We start from the raw sequence: 21,855 nt of genomic DNA, 5'->3' as shown, positions 1-21,855 counted from the left end.
TCCTATCCCCTGCTTAGAAGCAATGATACTGACTGCCACGGGAGAGAGCTTAATAAATATCTGAGATAGAACAGTCCCTGTAAGTAAGAGCAAAAGGTTTGAAAGCTTTCTTTGATTTCCATATAGATTGGACTTACGGGTAAGATAGTTTTCCAAAATACTAAAGCTTACTAGTATAAATATAAATAAGAATAGTCTTAAGGCCACATCTACCCCTTTGAAGTTACTTGAATATCTTTAATCATAACATACCGAAAACAGGAATTATTCGATTTTATTTGGGCCATCAAACAAAATAAGTCAAAATTTAACGTATATTTTAAGTCATAATGATTGATATAGGTTTCTTTTTAACTTATTTAGAGGTATATGTGTCTAATTAATTGAAATTTATAGATTTTAATAACTTAGGATAGCAAATGCTAAAAGTTAATAAAAAAGTGGAATACGCACTGATGGCTTTAAAATTCATGGTTGAAAAAGGTGACGAACTTACAAGTGCTCGTGAAATATGTGATCACTTTAGAACTCCTTTTGATACTACAGCCAAGGTTATGCAAGTAATGAACTCGCACAATATCTTGAATTCGGTTAAAGGTATAAAAGGTGGATACACCGTCAGCACTGACCTATCTAAGATAAGTTATTTAACTCTAGCGAGAATGATAGAAGCTAAAGAAGTTAAGTCTATCTGCCAAACAAATAAAGGTTTATGTGAGCTACACTGCGATTGTAATATTGTGAATCCAATGAGCACACTAAGTGAAAAATTAAATCAATTTTTAGATTCCCTATCTATTCAAGAGTTACTGTTTGGAGAGGAATTTAGTGATACGAACAAACTTTGTCCAATTAAGGATATTGTTAAAGATATTAATACAAATGGAACACAGGTATGAGCGAAGAAATACTATCAGAAGAGTATAAGTACGGCTTTTATACAGACATAGAAACAGAAGAGTTTCCTAAAGGTCTAAGCGAAGATATCGTACGTCTAATCTCGAAAAAGAAAGATGAACCCGAGTGGCTTTTAAACTATAGACTTAAGGCCTATAGACTTTGGAAAACGTTAAAGACACCAAACTGGGCCAAGCTAGATATTCCGGCAATAGACTTTGAAGACCTCTACTACTACTCAGTGCCAAAGAAAAAGGAAGCACTAACTAGTTTAGATGAAGTTGACCCAGAGCTATTGGCAACTTTTGAAAAGCTAGGAATCCCTTTGACTGAACAGAAGAGAATATCTGGTGTAGCAGTAGATGCAGTATTTGATAGTGTGTCTGTAGCAACAACTTATAGAGAAGATCTTGAGAAAGTAGGAGTTATCTTCTGCTCAATTTCAGAAGCAGTTAAAGAGTATCCAGAACTAGTAAAGAAGTACTTAGGTTCAGTAGTTCCTCCTGCAGATAACTTCTATGCAGCATTAAATGCGGCAGTATTCTCTGATGGATCATTTGTTTATATTCCTGAAGGCGTTACTTGCCCAATGGATTTATCAACATACTTTAGAATCAATGCTAAAGAGACAGGACAATTTGAAAGAACTCTTATCGTTGCTGAAAAAGGTAGTTACGTAAATTACCTAGAAGGTTGTACAGCTCCACAAAGAGATGAGAACCAACTACATGCTGCGATTGTTGAAATAGTTGCTCTAGACGATGCTGAAGTAAAGTATTCAACTGTACAAAACTGGTATGCAGGAAATAAAGAAGGTCTTGGTGGGATCTATAACTTTGTAACAAAGCGTGGAAACTGTCTTGGACGTAACTCGAAAATTTCGTGGACTCAAGTTGAAGCAGGATCTGCTATTACTTGGAAGTATCCTAGTTGTAACCTAATTGGTGATAACTCACAGGGTGCTTTTTATTCAGTAGCACTTACTAATAATAAAATGCAGGCCGATACTGGAACTAAAATGGTTCACATCGGAAAGAATACTAAAAGTACAATTATCTCCAAAGGAATTTCTGCTGAGCAATCAGAGAATAACTACCGTGGATTAGTAAAAGTAATGCCTTCAGCAACTGGAGCAAGAAACTACTCTCAGTGTGATTCAATGCTTGTTGGTGATAAGTGTGCAGCAAATACATTCCCATATATTGATGTAAAAAATAATACAGCAACAGTAGAACATGAGGCTTCAACTTCCAAAATAAGTGAAGACCAACTCTTCTATCTACAGCAAAGAGGAATGGATATGGAGAAATGTATCTCCATGATTGTTAACGGTTTTTGTTCAGACGTTTTTAAAGAGCTTCCACTAGAGTTCTCTGTAGAGGCCGTTAAGTTAATTGAAATGAAACTAGAAAATTCGATTGGATAAGGAATAATAAAATGATTGAGATTAAAAACTTACATGCAAAAGTTGAAAGTAAAGATATTTTAAAAGGTATCGACTTAACTATTAAGCCTGGAGAAGTCCACGCGATTATGGGGCCAAACGGTTCAGGAAAAAGTACGCTTTCAAAAGTTATTGCAGGTCACCCTGCCTTTGAAGTTACTGAAGGTTCGATTGAGTACAATGTTAATGGTAAGAATACTGATCTATTCTCACTAGAGGCCGACGAAAGAGCAAAGAATGGTATTTTCTTAGGTTTTCAATACCCTATCGAGATTCCTGGTGTAACAAACTTTAACTTCCTACATGAATCATTTAATGAAGTATCAAAGTCACAAGGTGCTGCAGAGATGAATGAAGCTGACTTTAGAGCATTCCTAATGCCAAAGCTTGAGCTACTAGAAATGAGAGAAGAGTTTCTTGATAGACCAGTTAATACTGGATTTTCTGGTGGAGAGAAAAAGAAGAATGAAATTCTACAAATGGCCGTTCTAAATCCAAGACTATCACTTTTAGATGAAACAGACTCTGGACTTGATATTGATGCATTGAAAATTGTAGCAAAGGGTGTAAATGCTCTTAAAAACAGATTTAATGCTGTTGTATTAGTGACTCACTACCAAAGACTACTTGATTACATAGTTCCAGACTATGTTCACGTTCTCTATGAAGGGAAAATCATTAAGTCAGGTGGAAAAGAGCTCGCTCTTGAACTAGAAGCGAAAGGTTACGACTGGTTAATCAAGTAAGGTTTAAAATGAAAATAAATGAATTAACAGAAAACTATATTGAAAGCTTAACGAAACTGGCTACAAGCTCAGTTCAAAAGTCTTCATTAGATCTTTTTAAAGAAAGAGGACTTCCACATACTAAGATGGAAGACTGGCTTTATACAAAGTTAACGGATGTATTGCCAGACAACTTTAATAAAGCAGAAGTCAGCCAATCACAAAAAGAAGTGAGCTTCCTTGGTGATTACGGACTTTATTTCTCTAATGGCTCTCTAATAGAAGAAAAGTCAAAGCTTCCAAAAGAAATTTCAATAAAAGAAGTCTCTGCTGAAGATTTAACTCAAGCTGATTATTCAGATGACCAAAAAGATATTTTTGGAATGTTAAACGCTACAGTAAACAACAAAGTGATTAGTATTAAAGTAGAGAAAAACTTTGTACTCAACAATCCATTTACAATCATTCATGAGAGTAATTGTGAAGATGCATTCTCAACTCCAAGAGTTCACATCAAAATGGAAACTCACGCAGAAGTAAACTTTGTTGAAATCTACACTGGTGATGATGAAGTTAAGTATAATCAAGTAACTGTTTCTAATTTTGAACTAGATGCTGGTGCTAAGGCCAAGCATATAAAAGTACAAACAGAAGGAAACCTGGCATTTCATGCAGGAAGTGTTAATGCAACACTTAAGAGAGATTCTAGTTTTAAGAGTTTTACTTTTAATACAGGTGCTCTAAAAGCAAGACATAACCTTAACGTAGCTCTTCTTGAGTCAGGAGCAGAGAGTTCAGTAGACGGACTCTACACTCTTTCAGGAAATCAGCACTGCGATAACTTCTCATTAATAAATCACGTTGCCGCTCATACTGACAGCTCTCAGCTTTTCAAGGGAGTTCTAGACGATAGTTCACGTGGGATATTTACAGGGAAAGTACTTGTAGCGAGAGATGCACAGAAAGTGAACTCAGAGCAATTGAATAAGAACCTTCTTCTAACTAAGAAAGCTCATGTTGATACTAGGCCTCAGTTAGAGGTTTACGCTGATGACGTGAAGTGTGCCCACGGTGCAACAGTTGGACAAATGAGTGATGAAGAGGCCTTCTATCTACAGTCGAGAGGACTCAGTAAAGAGAGAGCTCAAAAGCTTTTAATACATGCTTACTGCGCTGATGCGATTATCAAGATAGAAGATCAGGAAATAGAGAACTACTTATCAAATGTACTATTTGAGTCATTTGAAAAAAGTGTATTTGAACATATGGATCAAGGCCTAGAATGATAGATAATTTTGATGTTAATAAAATTAGAAATGATTTCCCTGAGCTATCAAGAACAGTTCATGAGAAACCATTAATCTACCTAGATAATGCCGCTAGTACATTGAAGTGTGCTCCTGTAATAGAAGCTCTAAATCAACACTACTCAAATGAAGCAGCAAATATTCACAGAGGTGTTCATTACCTAAGTGAAATGGGTACTGTAAAGTACGAAGCGACAAGAACGAGTATTCAAAAGTTTATTAATGCTGAAAATGACTATCAAGTTATATTCACTAAGGGAACGACAGAGTCTCTCAACCTTGTGGCTTCATCGTACGGTAGAAAATTTCTAAAAGCAGGAGATCAAATTCTTCTGTCTACATTAGAGCATCATTCAAATATAGTTCCATGGCAAATGGTTGCTGAAGAAGTTGGTGCAAAGGTTATTGAGATACCAGTTAATGACCTCGGTGAAATTGATCAGGCTGCCTATAAGAGTTTATTAAATGATAAGGTAGCGATTGTAGCGACAAATCATATCTCCAATTCACTTGGAACAATTAACCCAATCAAAGACATGATCAAACTTGCTCACGAAGTTGGGGCGATTTATGTTGTAGATGCCGCTCAATCTATTTCTCACGAAAAAATTGATGTACAAGACTTAGACTGCGACTTCCTTGCATTTAGCTCTCATAAAATGTTTGGGCCTACGGGTGTTGGCGTTCTTTATGGAAAAGAAGACCTATTAAATAAGATGCCTCCTTATCAGGGTGGCGGAGACATGATTGATGTCGTAACTTTTGAAAAGACTACATATAACGATTTACCACATAAATTTGAAGCAGGTACTCCTCATATTGCAGGTGTTATAGCTCTCAAAGCAGCTATAGACTACCTAGAGGAAATTGGACTTGATAAAATCAAAGCATGGGAAAATGAATTACTTATATACGCCACAGAAAAGCTCTCAAAGATTGAGGGACTTACGATCATCGGTACGTCTAAAGAGAAAACATCTGTTATTTCATTTACGATTGATGGTGCTCATCCACACGACATCGGAACGCTTCTAGACAGACAGGGAATAGCTGTAAGAACTGGCCATCATTGCACTCAACCTCTCATGAAGAGGTTCAATATTCCTGCAACAACAAGGGCCTCTTTTTCAGTTTACAACACTAAAGAAGAAGTTGATGCGCTAGTAGCTGGCATTATTAAAACAAAAGAATTTTTATAAAAGATAAGAGGATACTATGGACATTCAAATCCAACCAACACCAAACCCAAATGCACTTAAGTTTATTTTAGATAAGCCAGTTAAAATAGAAGGTAATTCAAGCTACAGATCTCCTATGGACTGTGGAGATAATAATCTTGCACTGACTCTATTTACTGTAAGAGGCGTAGATCAATTACACTTCTATGATAATGTGATTACGATTACTAAATTTGGATATGAAGATTGGGACTCAATGGAGCCATCAATCATGGAGTATATTAACTCTGAGTACCCAAGACACGATCCTAATTACTTTGATCCAGATCCTGAAGCAGAGAGAAGAGCTAACCTTACTCCAGAGCTCAAAGAGATTGAAGCAATCTTAGATAAGACAATTAGACCTGGTCTTCAAGGAGACGGTGGAGATATTCAAACAATTTCATTTGAAGACAATATCTTATTGGTACAATACCAAGGAGCTTGTGGAACTTGCCCATCATCTACAACGGGAACATTAGAGGCCATCAAAGGTATACTTAGAGATGAGTATAATCCAGATATCGACGTCTATATCGCTCCGAGCTATTAGGTAAATTACGACATTGATTAAATAAAAAAGCACTTTTTTGAAGTGCTTTTTTTATATGCTTGACTTTAGTTTAATAACACATATAATAGTTTTACCTATCAAACTAATTGATCTGAGGTGATTATGATAATTCGCAACTGCTTTGAGCTACTATCTGAACTAACAGAACTTGAACAAATGGTTCAAGAGAAACAAGATCTCCTAGAGAAGCTTGGTGTTGAAGTTGATTGCGAGGAATTGCTTCTTCAATTCATTTCCAAACAAAGAGCGTTATAGCCATATAACCACTCTTTCCTTTCTTATCAGTTTTGGGTGGAGGTATGAGAATACCTCCACTCTTTTTCATTACCCGAGTATAACTCCCCGCCATAAACATAAAAGGCCTTCTTTTTTTTAAGTGCTAGGAAAATTTTTCCGACAAAGCTTTTAAGCACAGCAAATTAATTCATTGGAGGACAAATGAACGCATTTATCAACGCAAGGAAATACTCGTTAGTATTTCTATCACTTTTAGGACTACTTTCATTCACATCATGTAAATCAGATAACTCAAATATTGAGATTGAAGGCATTGATGGACCAAACGTACAACTTCTAGAGGATAATATTATGATCTCTATGGTTGTTGAAAATATGACTCTACAGGGAGGACTTAGATACAATATCCCAAGTTACCCTACTTCATATATTGAGATCTCTCCAGACCTACAAAGTGATGGAACACTACTTTCTGTTTCTATCTCACTAGATGACGTATTTCACGACAGAGTTGGTGACTTAGATCCACAAAGACTTCCAGGTGGTAGAGCTCTTCCAGGAGTAAGTGCAGGAGAACTTCCAGCAGTAGCATTCTCTATTGAGAAATTTCATAATATGAGCCTTTATGTAGGTCCAGAAGTATTTGGAATTTTCGTACCTGCAGACTTAGGAGTTGATGGGGCAATCGCAACATTTAGTTACTACATGGGTGGAGATAAAGCAGGAAATATTTCTGTAGTAGGAAATGACCAAAATGGTGAAAACGGCGGAATTCTTCTACTTTTAAACATCGATACTAAGTTAAAGAAAAGACTAATGAAAAGAGCAAAGAGATACTAATACAAAGGATACCTGGCCTTCTTAATTGAAGGTCAGTTATTTCTTTTTAAATGTTAAGCTCATAAAAGCATTAAAATTAAATATCTTAATCACCTCAATTTTTTTTAACTCTACATTTAAAGATCTACATATACTCTGATAGTTATAAAGTCTATGAACAGGGTTTCTAGCAGTTAAGACAAAGAAGAAAGCGGCTAATCCAAAGTATATCTTTTGAAAAAGAAGCTGAATTGTATTCCCCTGAGAGTGAGCAAAGTCACCAATAATAAATTGACCACCACCCCTAAGGCTTTCTAATAAATGATTTACCACCTTAGGAACAGTGTTGACTTCAAAAACATTTAAGAAGAAATTACAATATATTCTATCAAATTTTTCAATAGATCGGTAATTCATAATGTCATCACAGATAAATTGAATATTTAAATCTGTTCCAGACTTTTTAGTTCTAAGCTTTGCTTGTTCAATCATTTCAGAACTAATCTCAACAACAACAACAGATGCTCCCTTAATTGCAGCTAAGACGGCATCTTCCGCTCCCCCTGCTCCAGCAAATAATATACTTTCACCAGGATTGATTGAATTAGATTGAAGTTTTTTAAGTTTTGAAATTCCTCCAAACGAATATAATGAAGATAAGAAATCATAAACTTTGGCAAAGCGACCATATGCAGTAGTTTTACTTTTCATTACCTATAATCCCTGTTTTTAAAAGTATTGCCCATACAGACCTAGCTAACGAAACATCTCTAGAGCAGTAGTACATTTTTACTTTGTTTCCTCTATATCTTTCTTTATGAAATGCCAGTGCTTTAAAAGAATATAATGAATTCCCAAATTTATATAAAAATCTCATAACCACTCTAGTAAGAAAGTGATCACCTTCTATTTTTTCGATATCATACAGAGGCGCAATACCTAGAGATAGCTCTTTAACACCTTCTTCCTTGAACTTCTCTATGGCCTTTAAAATGATAAAATCTAATGATCCACTCGTCGTTCCAGGTAGGTTTCTAAGTATATGGGCACAGTATCCGTACACCTTTCCATTTTTGAAATATGGAATAAAGAATACATACGCTATAAGCTTCCCTTTATCATAGCAATAGAACTTTCTCTCTTTCCATGATTCAAAGAAACGTGGAGGAGCTGATAACAATTTAAGCTCCCCTGTTTTAACTTTCTTTTTACTCATCCATCTTTTAGAAATATCTAAAACTGTTTTCTGATCGACATCACTCCAGGGCTGCTCGTGAACACTTAGACCTCTAGTATGTAGATTTCTAACATTTCTAAGATATTTCATTTTTTTCCCAGAAACATTAAATGTATCGAGTGGGATATTAACCTCACTACCAAATTGATTCATAGAATATCCAATATTCTTTAAATGACTAGCAACTTTATAATCATTGCCAATATATACACTTTTTCCTGGAGTATTATGTTCAAAGGAGTCTATTAACTTAGAGATATTCTTCTCTTCGCACAAAGGATTGATAAAAATAAGATTAATATCACCAAATATAGACCTATGCTTCTTATAAAGAACGACTCCTAGCTCCTCAACTTCATAAAACTCAACCCCATCTTGAAGGGACATGTGTGAATTTGTGTGCTGTCCGTGCTTTGTAACTAATTCTTCTAACTTATTTGTACAGATAGAATTATTCATCTTTTTATTTTTAAATAAATAGTGAGCTACAATATCTTTCAAAATACTTGGAGATACTAATGCATAAGGGTCTTTTTCTAAATTTGCAATCTGGAGAAAAGTCATTACTACTCTTTTGTTATACGTTGAAAGAGGAAGTAATAATTCACTATACCAAATAGATATTTTATCATGTAATGTAATCTTACTGCCGTCAGTAAGTGGCCATTTTAGATCTTCAGAAATTGCCATTGGCCATGCAGCTTTAACTTTATTATTTATTAATAATTGGTGCTTCTTTCCAATAGTTCTAACATTATCTTTTAAAAGTTCTTGAACCAACAATATTTCAGTTAGTGCAATAGACATACCTTGCCCATAAAGAGGGTTAAATGTAGCTAACGCATCACCAAGAACTAATAATTGATTAGGAAAATTCTTCATTTTCGAGAATTGTCGCCATTCATTTACAGGGCCTCTATATAGAGAGATATCAGAGATAGGTTTTGACTTTTTAATTATATTATAAATATGAGGATGAGTTAGCTTTCTAGCAAACTCTAAAAACTCATCAGGATCTGCAGATGGATATTCTTTATTACTTCCAATCAAAGCAAGGAGCCATTTGTTTCCTTCGATTTTCCATAGTCCAGCTGCTCTTGGATTAGAAGGAGCTGCGGACGCTATTTCCATAAGTTTAAAATCAGTTAAACTCTCTGGTATTTCATATGCGCAAGTTGCATAACCAACATAGGGATTAACTCTTTTTGAGTCAGCTACTGAAATATCATTTTTTTCAAAGGTCTTAATTAGGCTAGAATTTCTTCCTGAAGCATCAATTATAAGATCAGCAGAAAGACTCTTCTCCTCACCATTAGTTAAATATTTAACTCCTAGAACCTTACTTTTGTCTGAGTTTAAAATTAGATTATTCCACTTTGCATTATAGATAATATTAATATTTTTAACGCTTCTAACTCGTTCTCTAATTCTATAGTCTAGCAATACTCTAGATGTAGGCCTAATCATAATATTAGATTCAAATCGTGGACATTCACCATATTCAGTAAACAACCTTCCATCTAATACATAATCAATTAATTCAGAACCATACTGAGAGAGTTCGCCATCTATTCCAGGTAGAATATTCTCTAAAATTGATCGTCCTCTAGAAAGAAGAATATGATGTTGTCCCATTTGAGGTACGGACTTGCGCACAGTTGGACCTTCAGCAGGCCCACCTTTGTCTAGTATTATAACTTCTTTATAAAATCCAGATAAGACTTTAGCTGTAAGTAACCCTGTAAAGCTTGCCCCGACAACAAGTGCAATGCCACATCTATCACTAGTCATATCAATCCTAATTTGATTATAGTCAAAACTACCAACAGATTTCTGATCTCATCAGTTAACCGGAGATGACTTCTTTTTACTTAGTATTACGTATGGTTTTAACATAATGATTAATAAATGACTCAATTGAGAAAGTATATGTATTTTTTACTAGGATAGAATGAATATGTAATACTTGATTTAAAGAAATTCAATAGATAATACGAAAGAAAATTATTCTTTCGTATTATCTATAATCTCTTTTAACTTATCATAAGAAAATGTATCTCTTTTCTTAATCTCTTCTGCCTTTTTAGCAATCTTAGTAGGTTTCTTACTTTTCTCTAACTCATCTTTCTTAGAGAATTTTAGAACTTTTCCATCTGGGAATTCTATATAGACCTCGTCATCGACAACTGTCTCAAGAAGCTCTTCAATTTTAACTCTCTTCTCCTCTTCACTCAATTCAGAGAATGAAGCATCTACAACGATAGGAGAAATCTCACCCAATACTGAATTATCAACAACCTGAACATCATCTCCAATATTTTTGAGAGAAGTCAGACTAATACCAGATACAGATGAACTATCCTCAGTAAGAGAAATTGAACTAGACGGAGCACTACTCGAAGTATTACTTCCACCATTAGAAACTGGGGATTGATCAACTCCAGGAATAAAGCTTGATGCTGTGGCTATGTTACGCCCTGTACTTACGTCGTCAACCTGTCTTACTGTTGTATCTTCTGATGTATTATCGATAAAAGACTTATTTAAAGCAGAGGCCAATGGCGAACTAAAGTTTGATGGGGTTGACTCTATATTTGTAGAAGAATTATTTGCAACAACAGAAACATCTTCTTTTTTATTTGTTAATTTTTCAATTTCAGCACTTTGACTTCTCAGTTCTTCACGAAGCTTAGCTAACTCTAAACTTTCTTTCGTAGAAGTAAGTTCATCACTTAAGGCCTTCTGAGTGTCTACTTTATCTTTCTTTAATTTACTTAAGCGTTCTGAAATATAATCCTCTAATGGATCTTGGCTAGAGACTTCATCTCGACCAAAAGAAATGTTTTGATTTATATTATTTTTAAGCTGATTAATATCTCTATTAGGAGTTGCCGAAATATTCGAACGATTAAAATAGTTGTCGTTATTTGTAATGTTAGCTTCTTTAACTTTTGGAGTATAACTTGAAACACTAACCTCTTTTCTATTAATAGGCTTAACAATGGCATTAGATACTTTAGAGTTAAAATTACTTGATGCTATCATAGGATCTTTCAAATTATTTCTGCTAACAAAAGAAATTCTAGATCGTTCAATGATATTTCTTTTATTAGTCACTTTTTGAACTAAAGTTTGTGTACTTGTATTAGGGTCAACTTTATGAAATGTTATCACACCGTCATCACTTACTCTTGATTCTACACCTTGATCAATTTTCCAAATTTTCAGACCCATATAAGCATACTTTAAAGATTCGTCAGAAAATTCAAACTTTGCCTTAATTTCTTCTTCTAATACTTTTATTTGTTCTCGTATCACTTTTATCTCAGGCGCTTCTGTAGATCCAGACATTGCAAGCATACCGACAAGAACATTTTCTTTTAAATGCTCTAATTCTGCCATCGCATTTTTAAGCTCATTATTCTTACTCATTTCTTCAGAACGCTTTTTAAATTCATTATACTTACTACAGTAGAAGATATCTTTCTTATATTCAGGAGTTCCAGTCATACCAAAGTATGATTTGAGGGTTACAATTGCATTTTCAACAACTTCTCTCTTCTCTATTTTTTCGTCTGGAGTCCCCCCTTTATCAATAAAACTATCAGGAAAAAATGTTGAGAAGTTACTTTCAATTTTTTCTTGAATATCTTTATCTTTTACAACAGAAACATACGACATTAACTCTTTACAGCCCTCTCTCTCTATATCTTTAACCTTAAATTCTTCAGGTGGCACTCCGCTCTTTATATCTTTTAAATGCATACTTACATAATCATTTACAATCGTAGCTTTTATATTATTAACAACATAAAGGTTTTCATTTGTTGTTGATATTGAAGTCGTTAGCTGCGTATCGAGAAAAAATTGATTTCCAGAATCCTTAGATACAGAGCGAGATATTTCTATAAGGTCTTCATCATTAGGATACCTTCCTAAATCTTTTAACTTTGAATTAAAAAGCGAGTGCTGAATATCTTTCTCATCTTGAGTTAGTTTATTATCCTCTAAATCAATAGAACGATTTCGAGCATAAACATCATAAATTTTTGATAAATAAGGATCATTTTGATCCATAGAGCATCCGCTAAGACCCATTTGATCGTAAATTTGATTTAGTGTAGAAACTCCTGATGAAAACATAAAGACTGGTTTTATTTTATCTTCGTCAAGAGAGCGAACATTCCCCATTAAAGTATTCATTTCTGTTACTTCGCTACTATTAACAAATTCTTGAACTTTAGTTTGGTCAAATCGTAAATTAACGCAGCCACAAACCTTTTCAGCGGTAACAAAGTTTGAACAGCCCAAGTTTTGACTAAGTTGACTCATGACTCCAGTCTTATTTGCTCTCTTTATACATTCTTTGGCCTCAGCGCTTAAGAAATCATCTGGCACTTCTGAATAAACTTGAATTTCATTAGATGTAGAATATGGGAAAGCAAAAGAATTTGATAAATTCAAAATGAAAGTAAATATGAATACTATAGCAATTTTCTTTTTCATATTCAGCCTATTTTATTATATTTTTAAACTGTTCGGTTACTTGAGTTATTTTCTTTACTAATTAATTACAATAAATTTACAGTGCATTGAGATTCAAAAATACAAAATACGAATATTTTTTAGATGGATGATAAGGCTTACGTAATTGAGAATTATGTGAAAAATTCCCTAGATGCGAGAACATCTAGGGAAAAGTTTTATTTTTCTTGTACCCAGTTAAGAATATCATCCTGCCCGTAATCACGTCCTCTAGGATTATCAATAAGAAGGTCCATTTGTTCATCATTGAGTCTAGTATTACTAACTTTTCCTGAAGTTCTAAAGTCTACCAAACACTGAGTAAGTTTTTCTAGATTGTCACAAAGTTTCTTATCTTCGTACATTTCAGTAATTCTTTTTACTTTACAAATATTATAAGATTTATAATCTGGATTGAAATGAAACGTCGTTCTCTGCCAAACAAGATCATCAATCTCACCCCACCAGTTCTTTCCTACAGATTCAATTCTATTCATTTTTTCATTTACAACCTCGAGAGCTGTTAGCATCTTTGTTGCTTCACTGCCCTTCACAAACTTACCACCTGTCTCTCTTCTTTCTTCGTCACATGTCGCGGCCATTTTGCCAATTTTTGTAAAAAGAGTTTTTAGATTATTTGGTATGGCAGTCCTTTTATTTTTATAGTTTGCCATAAAATCAAGGTAGATATCAGAGCTAATTGCCATAACTGCCGCAAGGAGAACTTGCTTAGTCTGTCTAATATTATGATTTACCTTAAAACCATACATTCGCATTGAATGCTCTTGCTCTTCTTTATATAGGTTTTCAACTTTATCGTTTCTATCCCAACCTTCACGATTGTACTCTGGAACAGACTTTCCATCAGGTATAGATAAATACTCTTCCCCGCTAATCGTTTGGGCCGAAGCATTAGGTATAATTAATTCTAAAGCTTTGAAGAATACCGATTTCTCATTGAAAGATTTATACATATTTTCATTGAAAATATTAAAGTATTCAGTAAAGTTTTTGACATTTCCTACAGGTAGTTTTACTAACTTATTTTTGATATAAACTTGACTCTTCGCTAGATCAGAAAATGAGAAATGTGCACTTTCACCTTTATAAGTAAGTGTGATTAGCCCGGCCTTATTTAATGTAATACTAGGAAGATCTTCTTTTAGTGCATCGGGAAAGAACTTAAAAAAAGCCTTTCTCTCTTCTTCAGTAAAACCTAAGGAGTTATAATACTCTTTCGGCTTTTTTTCGAGTTTTTTATACTTATCTAATCTGCTAATAAATTCATTTGTTAAAATTTTACGAACTTCTTTTTCAGCGAAGGAGTTCACCTTCTCTTTCATTCCAAAATTCTCTTGTGCAAATGAGTTTGAAAGAAATAATAATATTATTAAAAACTTCATTAGTGTCTCCGTATTGATTTCAGTAACCTATCGGGGACTATTAAAATAAAATTAATTTTTTTTTTACTTTTCTTGGATCCATTTCATTATATCTTCTTGTCCGTAATCTCGACCTCTAGGGTTATCTATGAGCAAGTCCATTTGATCGTCTGTAAGCCTCTTGTCGCTTACTCTACCTGAACTTCTAAACTCAATAAGACAGTTCGTTATTTTATCCATATTGTCACATAAGTTTTTATCTTCATATATTTCACGTATTCTATCAACTTTACAAATATTATAAGATTTAGCATCAGGATTAAAATGAAATGAAGTTCTCTGCCAAACAAGATCATCAATCTCGCCCCACCAGTTCTTTCCTACAGACTCAATTCTATTCATCTTTTCATTTACTAAATCTAAAGATGTAAGCATGCGACTTGCTTGATTGTATGAAGCAACGTCACCAATCTTAGATGGATCCTCTTTGAAGGAGTTACATGAATTTGCTAACTTATCAATTTTATCATATAGTTTTTTAAGATTATCTGGCAGTTCCTGTTTTTTATTTCTGTAGTTGGCCATAAAGCTTAGCTCAAGATCAGAGCTAATTGTCATGATAGCCGCAAGAAGAACTTGCTTTGTTTGTCTTACATTATGATTAAAGTCTGTATTATCATATAAGTTATGAATCTCTTTATCACTACGGTCATATCCTTCACGATTATAATGAGGAACTTCAGTTCCATCTTTGATATTTAGATAATCTTCTCCAGCTCCAGCTTGAACTGAAACAATCGGATTAAGCAAATGAAGGATTTGAATAAAAGTTGTCTTTTTGTTAAATGCCGAATACATATTTTCATTAAAACTTTTAAAATAACTATTGAATTTTTCGTCTACCATTTTTGGTGTCTTTACTTTTATTCCATTTATATAAATTTCTCTTTTCCCTAAACTTTTAAAAGTAAATTTAATAACACTGCCTCTATCTCTTAAAATGAGAATCCCTGATTTTCTTATTAGTAGTTCAGGTAAACTTCTCGTCTTAAGCTCAGGAAGTGCACCTATCAGCCCATTAATCTCTTGAGGGTTCATACCAATAGATTCAAAGTACTTCTTAGGTGTATTTCTTAATTTGTTGTAATTTTCTATTCTAGCGATAACTTCATTTGAATAAATAGAAGTAATTTGGCGACCTACTAACCTATCAACCTTTCCCTTAATACCAAAATTCTCTTGCCCGTAAGAAGAGAGTATTGAGAACAGAAAAAATATAGTAATAAGAAATTTCACAGCTCACCTTTATAAATACTTACATCTGTATCGGTAATTCTAAGTGAAACTATAGGGTATTCACTAATTAATAATGTAACCTTTTGTTTTTCTATGAATTTTCTTTATTTTTAGAGCTCACATAATGGGCATGTGCTTTGAACTAGGAAAGTAATAAAGGGGCATGACTCTGCCCCTGGAATATATTCGAAAGAGGATTAAACCCACTTCTTTGGGTAGTAATACTTCATCATTTCTTCGTGGGGTGATCCTGCTTTAGGAGCATATTTATAACTGAACTTCACTCTCCCAGGTAGTGAAATTAGGATGGAATCAGTCCTTCCGTTACTTTGAAGACCAAACATCGTTCCTCTATCGTGAAGAAGGTTGAACTCCACATAGCGCCCTCTTCTATGAAGTTGGAAATTTTCATCTTCATCCGTATATGCTTCTTCAGATCTCTTATCCATTAGAGGAAAGAATGAATCAATAAAATGATTTGATAAGTCTTTAACCATCGCCAGGTCTTTCTCTGTTTCTCCAGTATTTAGGTGATCAAAGAATATTCCTCCTACGCCTCTCATTTCATTTTCTCTATGTTTATTTACAAAGTAGTTATCACACTTAACTTTAAAGTCTTCATAATTACCATAAGGAGCGCATGCATCTGCCCAAACTTTATGAAAGTATTTAAAGTCTTCAGTGTAAGGGTAGTATGGAGTTAAGTCAGCTCCCCCACCAAACCAAAACTTATCACCTGCTTGAATCATTCTAAAGTTAGCATGTGTTGTAGGTACCTTAGGATTTCTTGGGTGAATAATTAGAGAAATACCAGTTGCCCACATAGTTTCATCAGTACTTCCAATCTTCTTAGCAAACTCAGGAGCAATTGCACCAAATACCACAGAAGTATTTACACCAGCATTTTCAATAATATCTCCAGAAAAGGCCCTTGTAATACCTCCTCCACCATCATTTCCATTGAAGTCTAGTCGACTCCAGTTATCTTCTACTATCTCTACAGAAGGGTCTCTTTTTTTAATTTCTTCAGTAATCATATTCTGAAGTTGACGCACGTGGTCCACAAAGTTTTGTTTAAGATTTTCAAGCATTATTACACCGTATTATATGTTTATAAAATGAGGCTCGCATGGTATCAAATCAAGCAAACCAAATAAAGAAGCAATTAATGAAATACATACTTATTTTACTTTTTACTATTCAATTTGCTAGCGCCTTAGAGCCAAGTCAAATTGATAACATAAAACAACCAGAAACTAGACAAAAGAAATATCATTATACGTATATTGATAGAGATCATACTCAACGTGAAAATGTCATGCATGCTTCAATTGTCTACGGCATATCATGGTTGGTCTATCCTATCTCACAACCTGAGACTTTTTTTGATGAAGGTAGTTTCAGAAAGTACAAAGATAACTTTGGAAAACTTGTCTTTGATCAAGATGAGCCATTTTGGAACTGGATAGTTCACCCTATATCAGGATCTCAGCTATACCTTTATTATAGAGCAAATGGTTATAATAGAATTGATTCACTCACAATGTCGTTTATCTCTAGTACGCTCTTTGAATTTACAGTTGAAATTTACACTGAACCAGCAAGTATTCAAGACCTATACCAAACTCCAATACTTGGAGCCGTGATGGGGGTTGGAATCGAAAACCTATCTATGTATCTATTAAATACAGGAAATATGTTTGGAAAGGTACTTGGCCATCTAATAAACCCTATGACGCTTTTTTGGTTCTACGAAGGTAAAATGATGCTCACTCCATCATATAATGGGAAAGGTAAAGTCGGCCTTAACTTCTACATGGACTTTTAATGAAAATATATATTCTATTATTCACATTTTTAATCTCATGTAGTGATACTTTTGCTGTTGAAAATACAATGTTTCTAAAAGCAGGAATAAATACTTCTGTAACTAAGCTTGGTGTCTTTGAGAAAGATGAAGATGATGACGATGATGATAAAGAAATTCAAGGGGAAAACTACTTTGGAGGGTTTGGCTTCAATACTCACTTCGGCTATCGATGGAAGAGGTTTGAGCTAACCGCGAGCTCAAGTATTTCATTTGGAAAAGTAAAAGACCTTGCTTTCAAAATTAATGAGAATAGTTTCGAAGGAAGTGGAAATTACCAAAATCTAATGGTGAGCCCAAATGTAAGATACTTCATACCTTGGTCTCCTTTAAACACTTGGAGAATTTCGACTGGACTAGGCCCTATTTGGTCACAACAAACAATTCGTCTAAAGGAGTTCACTTCTAGCGGAGATTACGCGGGAAAGAAGTTCAAGCTAACTTACGACTCCATTGGTTTCGGCATAGGAATCGGAGTTGAAGAACATTTAAAATCTAAAAGCCTACACCCTGTCTACTTTAGTATTACTTACGTGAGACTTTACTCTGTTAAGTCGTATTTAGTAGATACAACAGATAGTACTAAAACAAATATACTAAGTACTTCAGATGCAAAGAACGATGTGGCTTCAGATACCATTACATTTAGTATGGGAATTATTTTATTCTAGGAGAAGTAATGCTTTATTATCACAACTCAAGATGTAGCAAGTCTAGACAAGGTTTAGAGATTTTATCAGCTTCAGGGGTAGAGCCTACAGTCAAAGAGTACTTGAAAGAAGGACTTACAAAGACTGAGGTTTTAGGTCTTATTAAAAAATTGAATATTCAACCATTAGAAGGCCTAATAAGAGTCAAAGATGCTCCCTTTAAAGAGTTAGGTCACACTAAGAATGACTCACTCTCAAATGACCAATGGGCCAGTGTCATATCTAAAAACCCTGCCCTTCTAGAGAGACCAATTCTAGTTAATGGAGACAAGGCTGAGATCGGAAGACCTCCTGAGAATTTGAGTAAAATTATATAGTTACTCATTGGTTGGCACAAAAAATTATCACCAGATTTTTTGTGCTATCCAGTTTTCAATCAGTTAAGTTCACTTCCTCCCCCTAAATAAACTCCCTCAAGTTTAGAGATATAATAGACGAATAGTAGAAGGGCCATCTGCCTAACTTATATTAAGACTTAGGGATTATAAAATGAACTTCTTACAAAAATTATTTTTAGTGACTACATTACTACTCTGTACAGGGACCTCTGTTCTTGCAAATAGTGGTGTTGCAAAAGCAATCATCCTCAAGGGGAAAGTTGTTGCAGTAAATCCAACGACAAAGGAAACTGTTTCTTTGAAGAAAGGCTCTTGGGTAAATGAAGGATTCGTTGTTAAAACTGAACCTAAGTCATTTGTGAAATTTCTGTTTATTGATAAATCTCAGATGAACCTTGGTCCAAAGTCGGAGATGGAAATTAGTAAATTCCCGAGAAAGAAAGCTGGAATTATTACTCTTATGAAAGGTTCTCTAAGATCTAAAGTAACTAAGAATTATCTTGATAATAAGGATAAGGATAAATCAAAACTTTTCATAAAAACAAAAACTGCGGCCATGGGAGTTAGAGGTACTGACTTTATGGTTACCTATAACCCGGCAAATGAAAATACTGCTCTTGTAACGTTCTCTGGGGCTGTTGCTATGGCACAGATAACAGAAGCAGTTAGAAATATTCAAGTGAATCAAAACTCACTAGAGAAAGTTGTATCTGGTGATACAGCAGTGATTGTAACAAAGGGACAATTCTCAGGAGTTTCACCTGGAAAGACCTCAAGGGCGACAACACCTATAAAAATAAACCCAGGTCAACTTGAATCAATGAAGTCTAATGATGGAACGAAAGAGACTTCAGACCAATCAAGTACTGAAACAAAAGCTCCTAAGAAGAAATTTAGAAATGTTATTCCTCCAGGAGTTGATGCAAAAGGTTTTTCAAACAAATCTAAAGTTACTGACCAAGTAGAAACAGTAATTGGTAAGAGTGCAACAAATGAAGTTGTAGAGAAAGTAGAAAAAGAAAAAGCAGTTTCTTCAGCTGATGCTCCACCTCCAGAAGGTATGGTGAATAAAGTAACAGGAGAAATCGCTCCTCCAGCGGGTGGATATATCGACTTAGCGACTGCACAATATGTCGCTCCTCCAGCAGGTTCAGTGTATGATGCTGCAACTGAAACATATATTCCTCCAGCAGACTTCGGTGGTTATAACCCTGATACAGGGAATTACGAAAACTCAAACTACACATTAAGTGATGACGGGAAATTTGTTCCTGTAGAAAGTCCAGATAGAGCTCCAGCAAGTGTTAATTCTGATGGTGCGCCAACAGATAAAGGTGATAAGCTTGCGGTGAAAAATGAACCTCCAAAGCTAGCTCCACTTGATAAACCAATTGCGCCAGAGGTTGCTACTGATGTTGACCGTGTAGATGGTGCAGGTCCATCTAATGGAGCTAACGAGCCTTCTGCGGCCATAGCAGGCTTTGATCAAAAAGACTTTGACGACATTGTAGAAGACAAGCAAGATGAAATAGATGAAACGCTTTCCGAAGCTGAAGATGAGAGAAACGAAATACTCAACAACAAGACTCGGGTAAGATTTAATATTAATAATTCTAATTAGAGAATTTTTAGTTATAATATAAGTCACTAATATTAATACTTTAGGTTAAATGGATTTGGCCCAATGAAAAACTACTGTGCACTTGTATTAACAGGTTTTATATTTACTGCAAATATATCTGCTAACGAAACAAACGTTATTAAAAAATCACTAGAGGCATTCCAAACGGGCTCCTATACAAAAGTAATAGAGGGCCTTTCTAGTTTAAGGGAGACAAGTCAAAATAGAGCTACAAAGTTCTATCTAATTGCCCTCTCTCACAATAAACTTCAAAACTATGACCAATCTATCCCCTTCTTTATCAAGGCGATAAAATCAAAGAGCACGGCCAAAGATATTTACTATGAGTATGGTCAGGCACTCTACGCTAACAACGAACTGAATAAAGCCAGAATCGCATTCAATAAATCCAATTCACTAGGCTACAAGAAAGACTCTTCAATTTATTATATTGCTCATATTTCCCAGATCCTTGAAGAAAATAAAATAGCTAAGAAGTTTTATACACAAATTATAAAGTCTGAAACTGCTGACAGTGGTCTCAAGCAAGTAGCACGTTTTCAAACAGGTGAAGTACTACTCTCTATGGCAAGAGAAAATGATGAAACAGAGAGACTAGTTAAACAATTTGTTTTACCTCAGCTTGATAAAGCAGTAGAAGTCGACGATAGCTCTAGCCTAGCAAGAGAAATCAAATCTAGAAAAAAAGAAATTGAAAGAGAGTTTGGTTTAGATCCAAACATTTTATATAATGGAAAAAGAATTTCTTCAAAGAGATGGAACCTCTCATTCACTCAAGATGTGAGTTTTGATAACAATATCTCATTAACAAATGACCTCCCCTCTTCAGCTGCATCTAGAGAAGAATCTTTTGTCTTAAAATCTAAGATGAGGACAGGATATGATTTTATAGCTAAAAAAAGATTTATTATTAACCCTGAAATAGGAATAACACTAAAAAATCATACTAACAGAGATTCAGACGCAGTAAAGTCTGAAGACTCTTATGATATCTCTCCAACGATTAATACTTCTCTAGAACATAAGGCCTTCAATAACCCTGCCTCTTTATTCTTTAATATTGACTATAATTACAATAGTAAATACAGAACAGAACTATCTAGAAAAGCATTTTATAACAGATCAACAACCTACACGTTTGGTGAAAAGTTCAAGTTTTTCTCAAAGGGAGATACATCCATAAAGTTCAAATATAAAGATCTAGTATCGTATACTGAAACTTTACACAACAAAACAACTTCCTTCTCTATTGATCAACTTTACTTAACTCAAAACTCTTCAATTTTTATGTTTCTAATTTCATACGACTCTTTAGATACATATAATAATACTTCGAGTTCAACAAACTCCACTCTACTTAGAGTAGACTACATTAAGCCAAATATTTTCCCGAAAGTAACACTTCATATTGGAACTTCTATAAACTTCGTAAGCTATACAGACGCCAATGAAAGTTTAGAAAGAGGAACAGAGAAGACCTTTACTCCAAGTATAAAACTAACAAAGAAAGTTACAGGTAATTTTAAATATTCATTTGGATATAGTTATACAAAGAACTCTTCAATAAAGTCTGATTACGATTATTCAAAACACGTAACAACTTCATCTATCAAATACTCCTTCTAATAAGGAGAAAGGT

20 protein-coding genes are annotated in these 21,855 nt (G+C 34.4%); 13 read left to right on the top strand and 7 right to left on the bottom strand.

What is annotated here, in order from left to right; genetic code table 11:
• Nucleotides 1–207: hypothetical protein (locus ABX784_RS08680; RefSeq protein WP_372654631.1), on the bottom strand; the 207-nt coding region annotated here is incomplete at its 3' end.
• Nucleotides 208–419: 212 nt separating this feature from the next.
• Here ABX784_RS08680 and ABX784_RS08675 point away from each other — a divergent pair.
• The 8 genes from ABX784_RS08675 to ABX784_RS08640 all read left to right on the top strand — a co-directional run bounded on the left by ABX784_RS08675 (nt 420) and on the right by ABX784_RS08640 (nt 7,241).
• Nucleotides 420–899 carry an Rrf2 family transcriptional regulator gene (locus tag ABX784_RS08675; protein WP_372654630.1) on the top strand — a complete coding sequence of 160 codons (480 nt, stop codon included), beginning with the start codon at nt 420–422 and terminating at the stop codon, nt 897–899.
• Nucleotides 896–2,323: a Fe-S cluster assembly protein SufB gene (sufB, locus tag ABX784_RS08670; RefSeq protein WP_372654629.1), complete on the top strand. Its 1,428-nt coding sequence runs from the start codon at nt 896–898 to the stop codon at nt 2,321–2,323. The genes ABX784_RS08675 and sufB overlap by 4 nt, the downstream gene beginning before the upstream one ends.
• Before the next feature lie 11 nt (nt 2,324–2,334).
• Nucleotides 2,335–3,087 (top strand): Fe-S cluster assembly ATPase SufC, encoded by a 753-nt coding sequence (sufC, locus tag ABX784_RS08665; RefSeq protein WP_372654628.1) that lies wholly within the window; start codon nt 2,335–2,337, stop codon nt 3,085–3,087.
• A gap of 8 nt (nt 3,088–3,095) precedes the next feature.
• Nucleotides 3,096–4,352, top strand: a complete 1,257-nt coding sequence (gene sufD / locus ABX784_RS08660) for a Fe-S cluster assembly protein SufD (RefSeq protein ID WP_372654627.1) — start codon at nt 3,096–3,098, stop codon at nt 4,350–4,352.
• Complete coding sequence (locus ABX784_RS08655; RefSeq protein WP_372654626.1) at nt 4,349–5,572, top strand: aminotransferase class V-fold PLP-dependent enzyme; 1,224 nt, start codon at nt 4,349–4,351, stop codon at nt 5,570–5,572. The genes sufD and ABX784_RS08655 overlap by 4 nt, the downstream gene beginning before the upstream one ends.
• A gap of 16 nt (nt 5,573–5,588) precedes the next feature.
• Complete coding sequence (locus ABX784_RS08650; RefSeq protein ID WP_372654625.1) at nt 5,589–6,143, top strand: NifU family protein; 555 nt, start codon at nt 5,589–5,591, stop codon at nt 6,141–6,143.
• Between the two features lie 123 nt (nt 6,144–6,266).
• The gene (locus ABX784_RS08645) at nt 6,267–6,419 is read left to right on the top strand and encodes a hypothetical protein (RefSeq protein WP_372654624.1); all 153 of its coding nucleotides are present in this window, start codon (nt 6,267–6,269) and stop codon (nt 6,417–6,419) included.
• 183 nt (nt 6,420–6,602) lie between these two features.
• Nucleotides 6,603–7,241 carry a hypothetical protein gene (locus tag ABX784_RS08640; protein WP_372654623.1) on the top strand — a complete coding sequence of 213 codons (639 nt, stop codon included), beginning with the start codon at nt 6,603–6,605 and terminating at the stop codon, nt 7,239–7,241.
• Nucleotides 7,242–7,277: 36 nt separating this feature from the next.
• Here the strand turns inward: ABX784_RS08640 and ABX784_RS08635 are convergent, their stop codons facing one another.
• From ABX784_RS08635 to hemF, 6 genes are all read right to left on the bottom strand, one after another.
• Entirely contained in the window at nt 7,278–7,931 is a 654-nt protein-coding gene (locus ABX784_RS08635) for a class I SAM-dependent methyltransferase (RefSeq protein WP_372654622.1), read from the bottom strand.
• A complete protein-coding gene (locus ABX784_RS08630) occupies nt 7,921–10,248 on the bottom strand; it encodes a phosphatidylglycerol lysyltransferase domain-containing protein (protein ID WP_372654621.1) in 2,328 nt (775 codons plus the stop codon). The genes ABX784_RS08635 and ABX784_RS08630 overlap by 11 nt, the downstream gene beginning before the upstream one ends.
• Nucleotides 10,249–10,461: 213 nt before the next feature.
• Nucleotides 10,462–12,963, bottom strand: coding sequence for a hypothetical protein (locus ABX784_RS08625; protein WP_372654620.1), 2,502 nt, complete (start codon nt 12,961–12,963; stop codon nt 10,462–10,464).
• A gap of 197 nt (nt 12,964–13,160) precedes the next feature.
• On the bottom strand, nt 13,161–14,384 hold the full coding sequence (locus tag ABX784_RS08620; RefSeq protein WP_372654619.1) for a hypothetical protein: 1,224 nt from the start codon (nt 14,382–14,384) through the stop codon (nt 13,161–13,163).
• A gap of 63 nt (nt 14,385–14,447) precedes the next feature.
• Nucleotides 14,448–15,659 (bottom strand): hypothetical protein, encoded by a 1,212-nt coding sequence (locus ABX784_RS08615; RefSeq protein WP_372654618.1) that lies wholly within the window; start codon nt 15,657–15,659, stop codon nt 14,448–14,450.
• A gap of 197 nt (nt 15,660–15,856) precedes the next feature.
• On the bottom strand, nt 15,857–16,750 hold the full coding sequence (hemF, locus tag ABX784_RS08610; protein WP_372654617.1) for an oxygen-dependent coproporphyrinogen oxidase: 894 nt from the start codon (nt 16,748–16,750) through the stop codon (nt 15,857–15,859).
• Between the two features lie 38 nt (nt 16,751–16,788).
• On the opposite strand from hemF, the gene ABX784_RS08605 reads away from it, so the two are divergent.
• From ABX784_RS08605 to ABX784_RS08585, 5 genes are all read left to right on the top strand, one after another.
• Complete coding sequence (locus ABX784_RS08605) at nt 16,789–17,487, top strand: DUF3943 domain-containing protein (RefSeq protein WP_372654616.1); 699 nt, start codon at nt 16,789–16,791, stop codon at nt 17,485–17,487.
• Complete coding sequence (locus ABX784_RS08600) at nt 17,487–18,197, top strand: hypothetical protein (RefSeq protein WP_372654615.1); 711 nt, start codon at nt 17,487–17,489, stop codon at nt 18,195–18,197. Before ABX784_RS08605 ends, ABX784_RS08600 begins: the two co-directional genes overlap by 1 nt.
• 8 nt (nt 18,198–18,205) lie before the next feature.
• Nucleotides 18,206–18,553 carry an arsenate reductase (glutaredoxin) gene (gene arsC, locus ABX784_RS08595; RefSeq protein WP_372654614.1) on the top strand — a complete coding sequence of 116 codons (348 nt, stop codon included), beginning with the start codon at nt 18,206–18,208 and terminating at the stop codon, nt 18,551–18,553.
• Between the two features lie 172 nt (nt 18,554–18,725).
• Nucleotides 18,726–20,195, top strand: a complete 1,470-nt coding sequence (locus ABX784_RS08590) for a FecR domain-containing protein (protein ID WP_372654613.1) — start codon at nt 18,726–18,728, stop codon at nt 20,193–20,195.
• Between the two features lie 63 nt (nt 20,196–20,258).
• Nucleotides 20,259–21,842, top strand: a complete 1,584-nt coding sequence (locus ABX784_RS08585; RefSeq protein WP_372654612.1) for a tetratricopeptide repeat protein — start codon at nt 20,259–20,261, stop codon at nt 21,840–21,842.
• Nucleotides 21,843–21,855: the final 13 nt, after the last annotated feature.

This window comes from Halobacteriovorax sp. (genome assembly GCF_041587335.1).
Classification (GTDB): domain Bacteria; phylum Bdellovibrionota; class Bacteriovoracia; order Bacteriovoracales; family Bacteriovoracaceae; genus Halobacteriovorax.
This window is presented reverse-complemented; position numbering and strand designations above follow the sequence as displayed.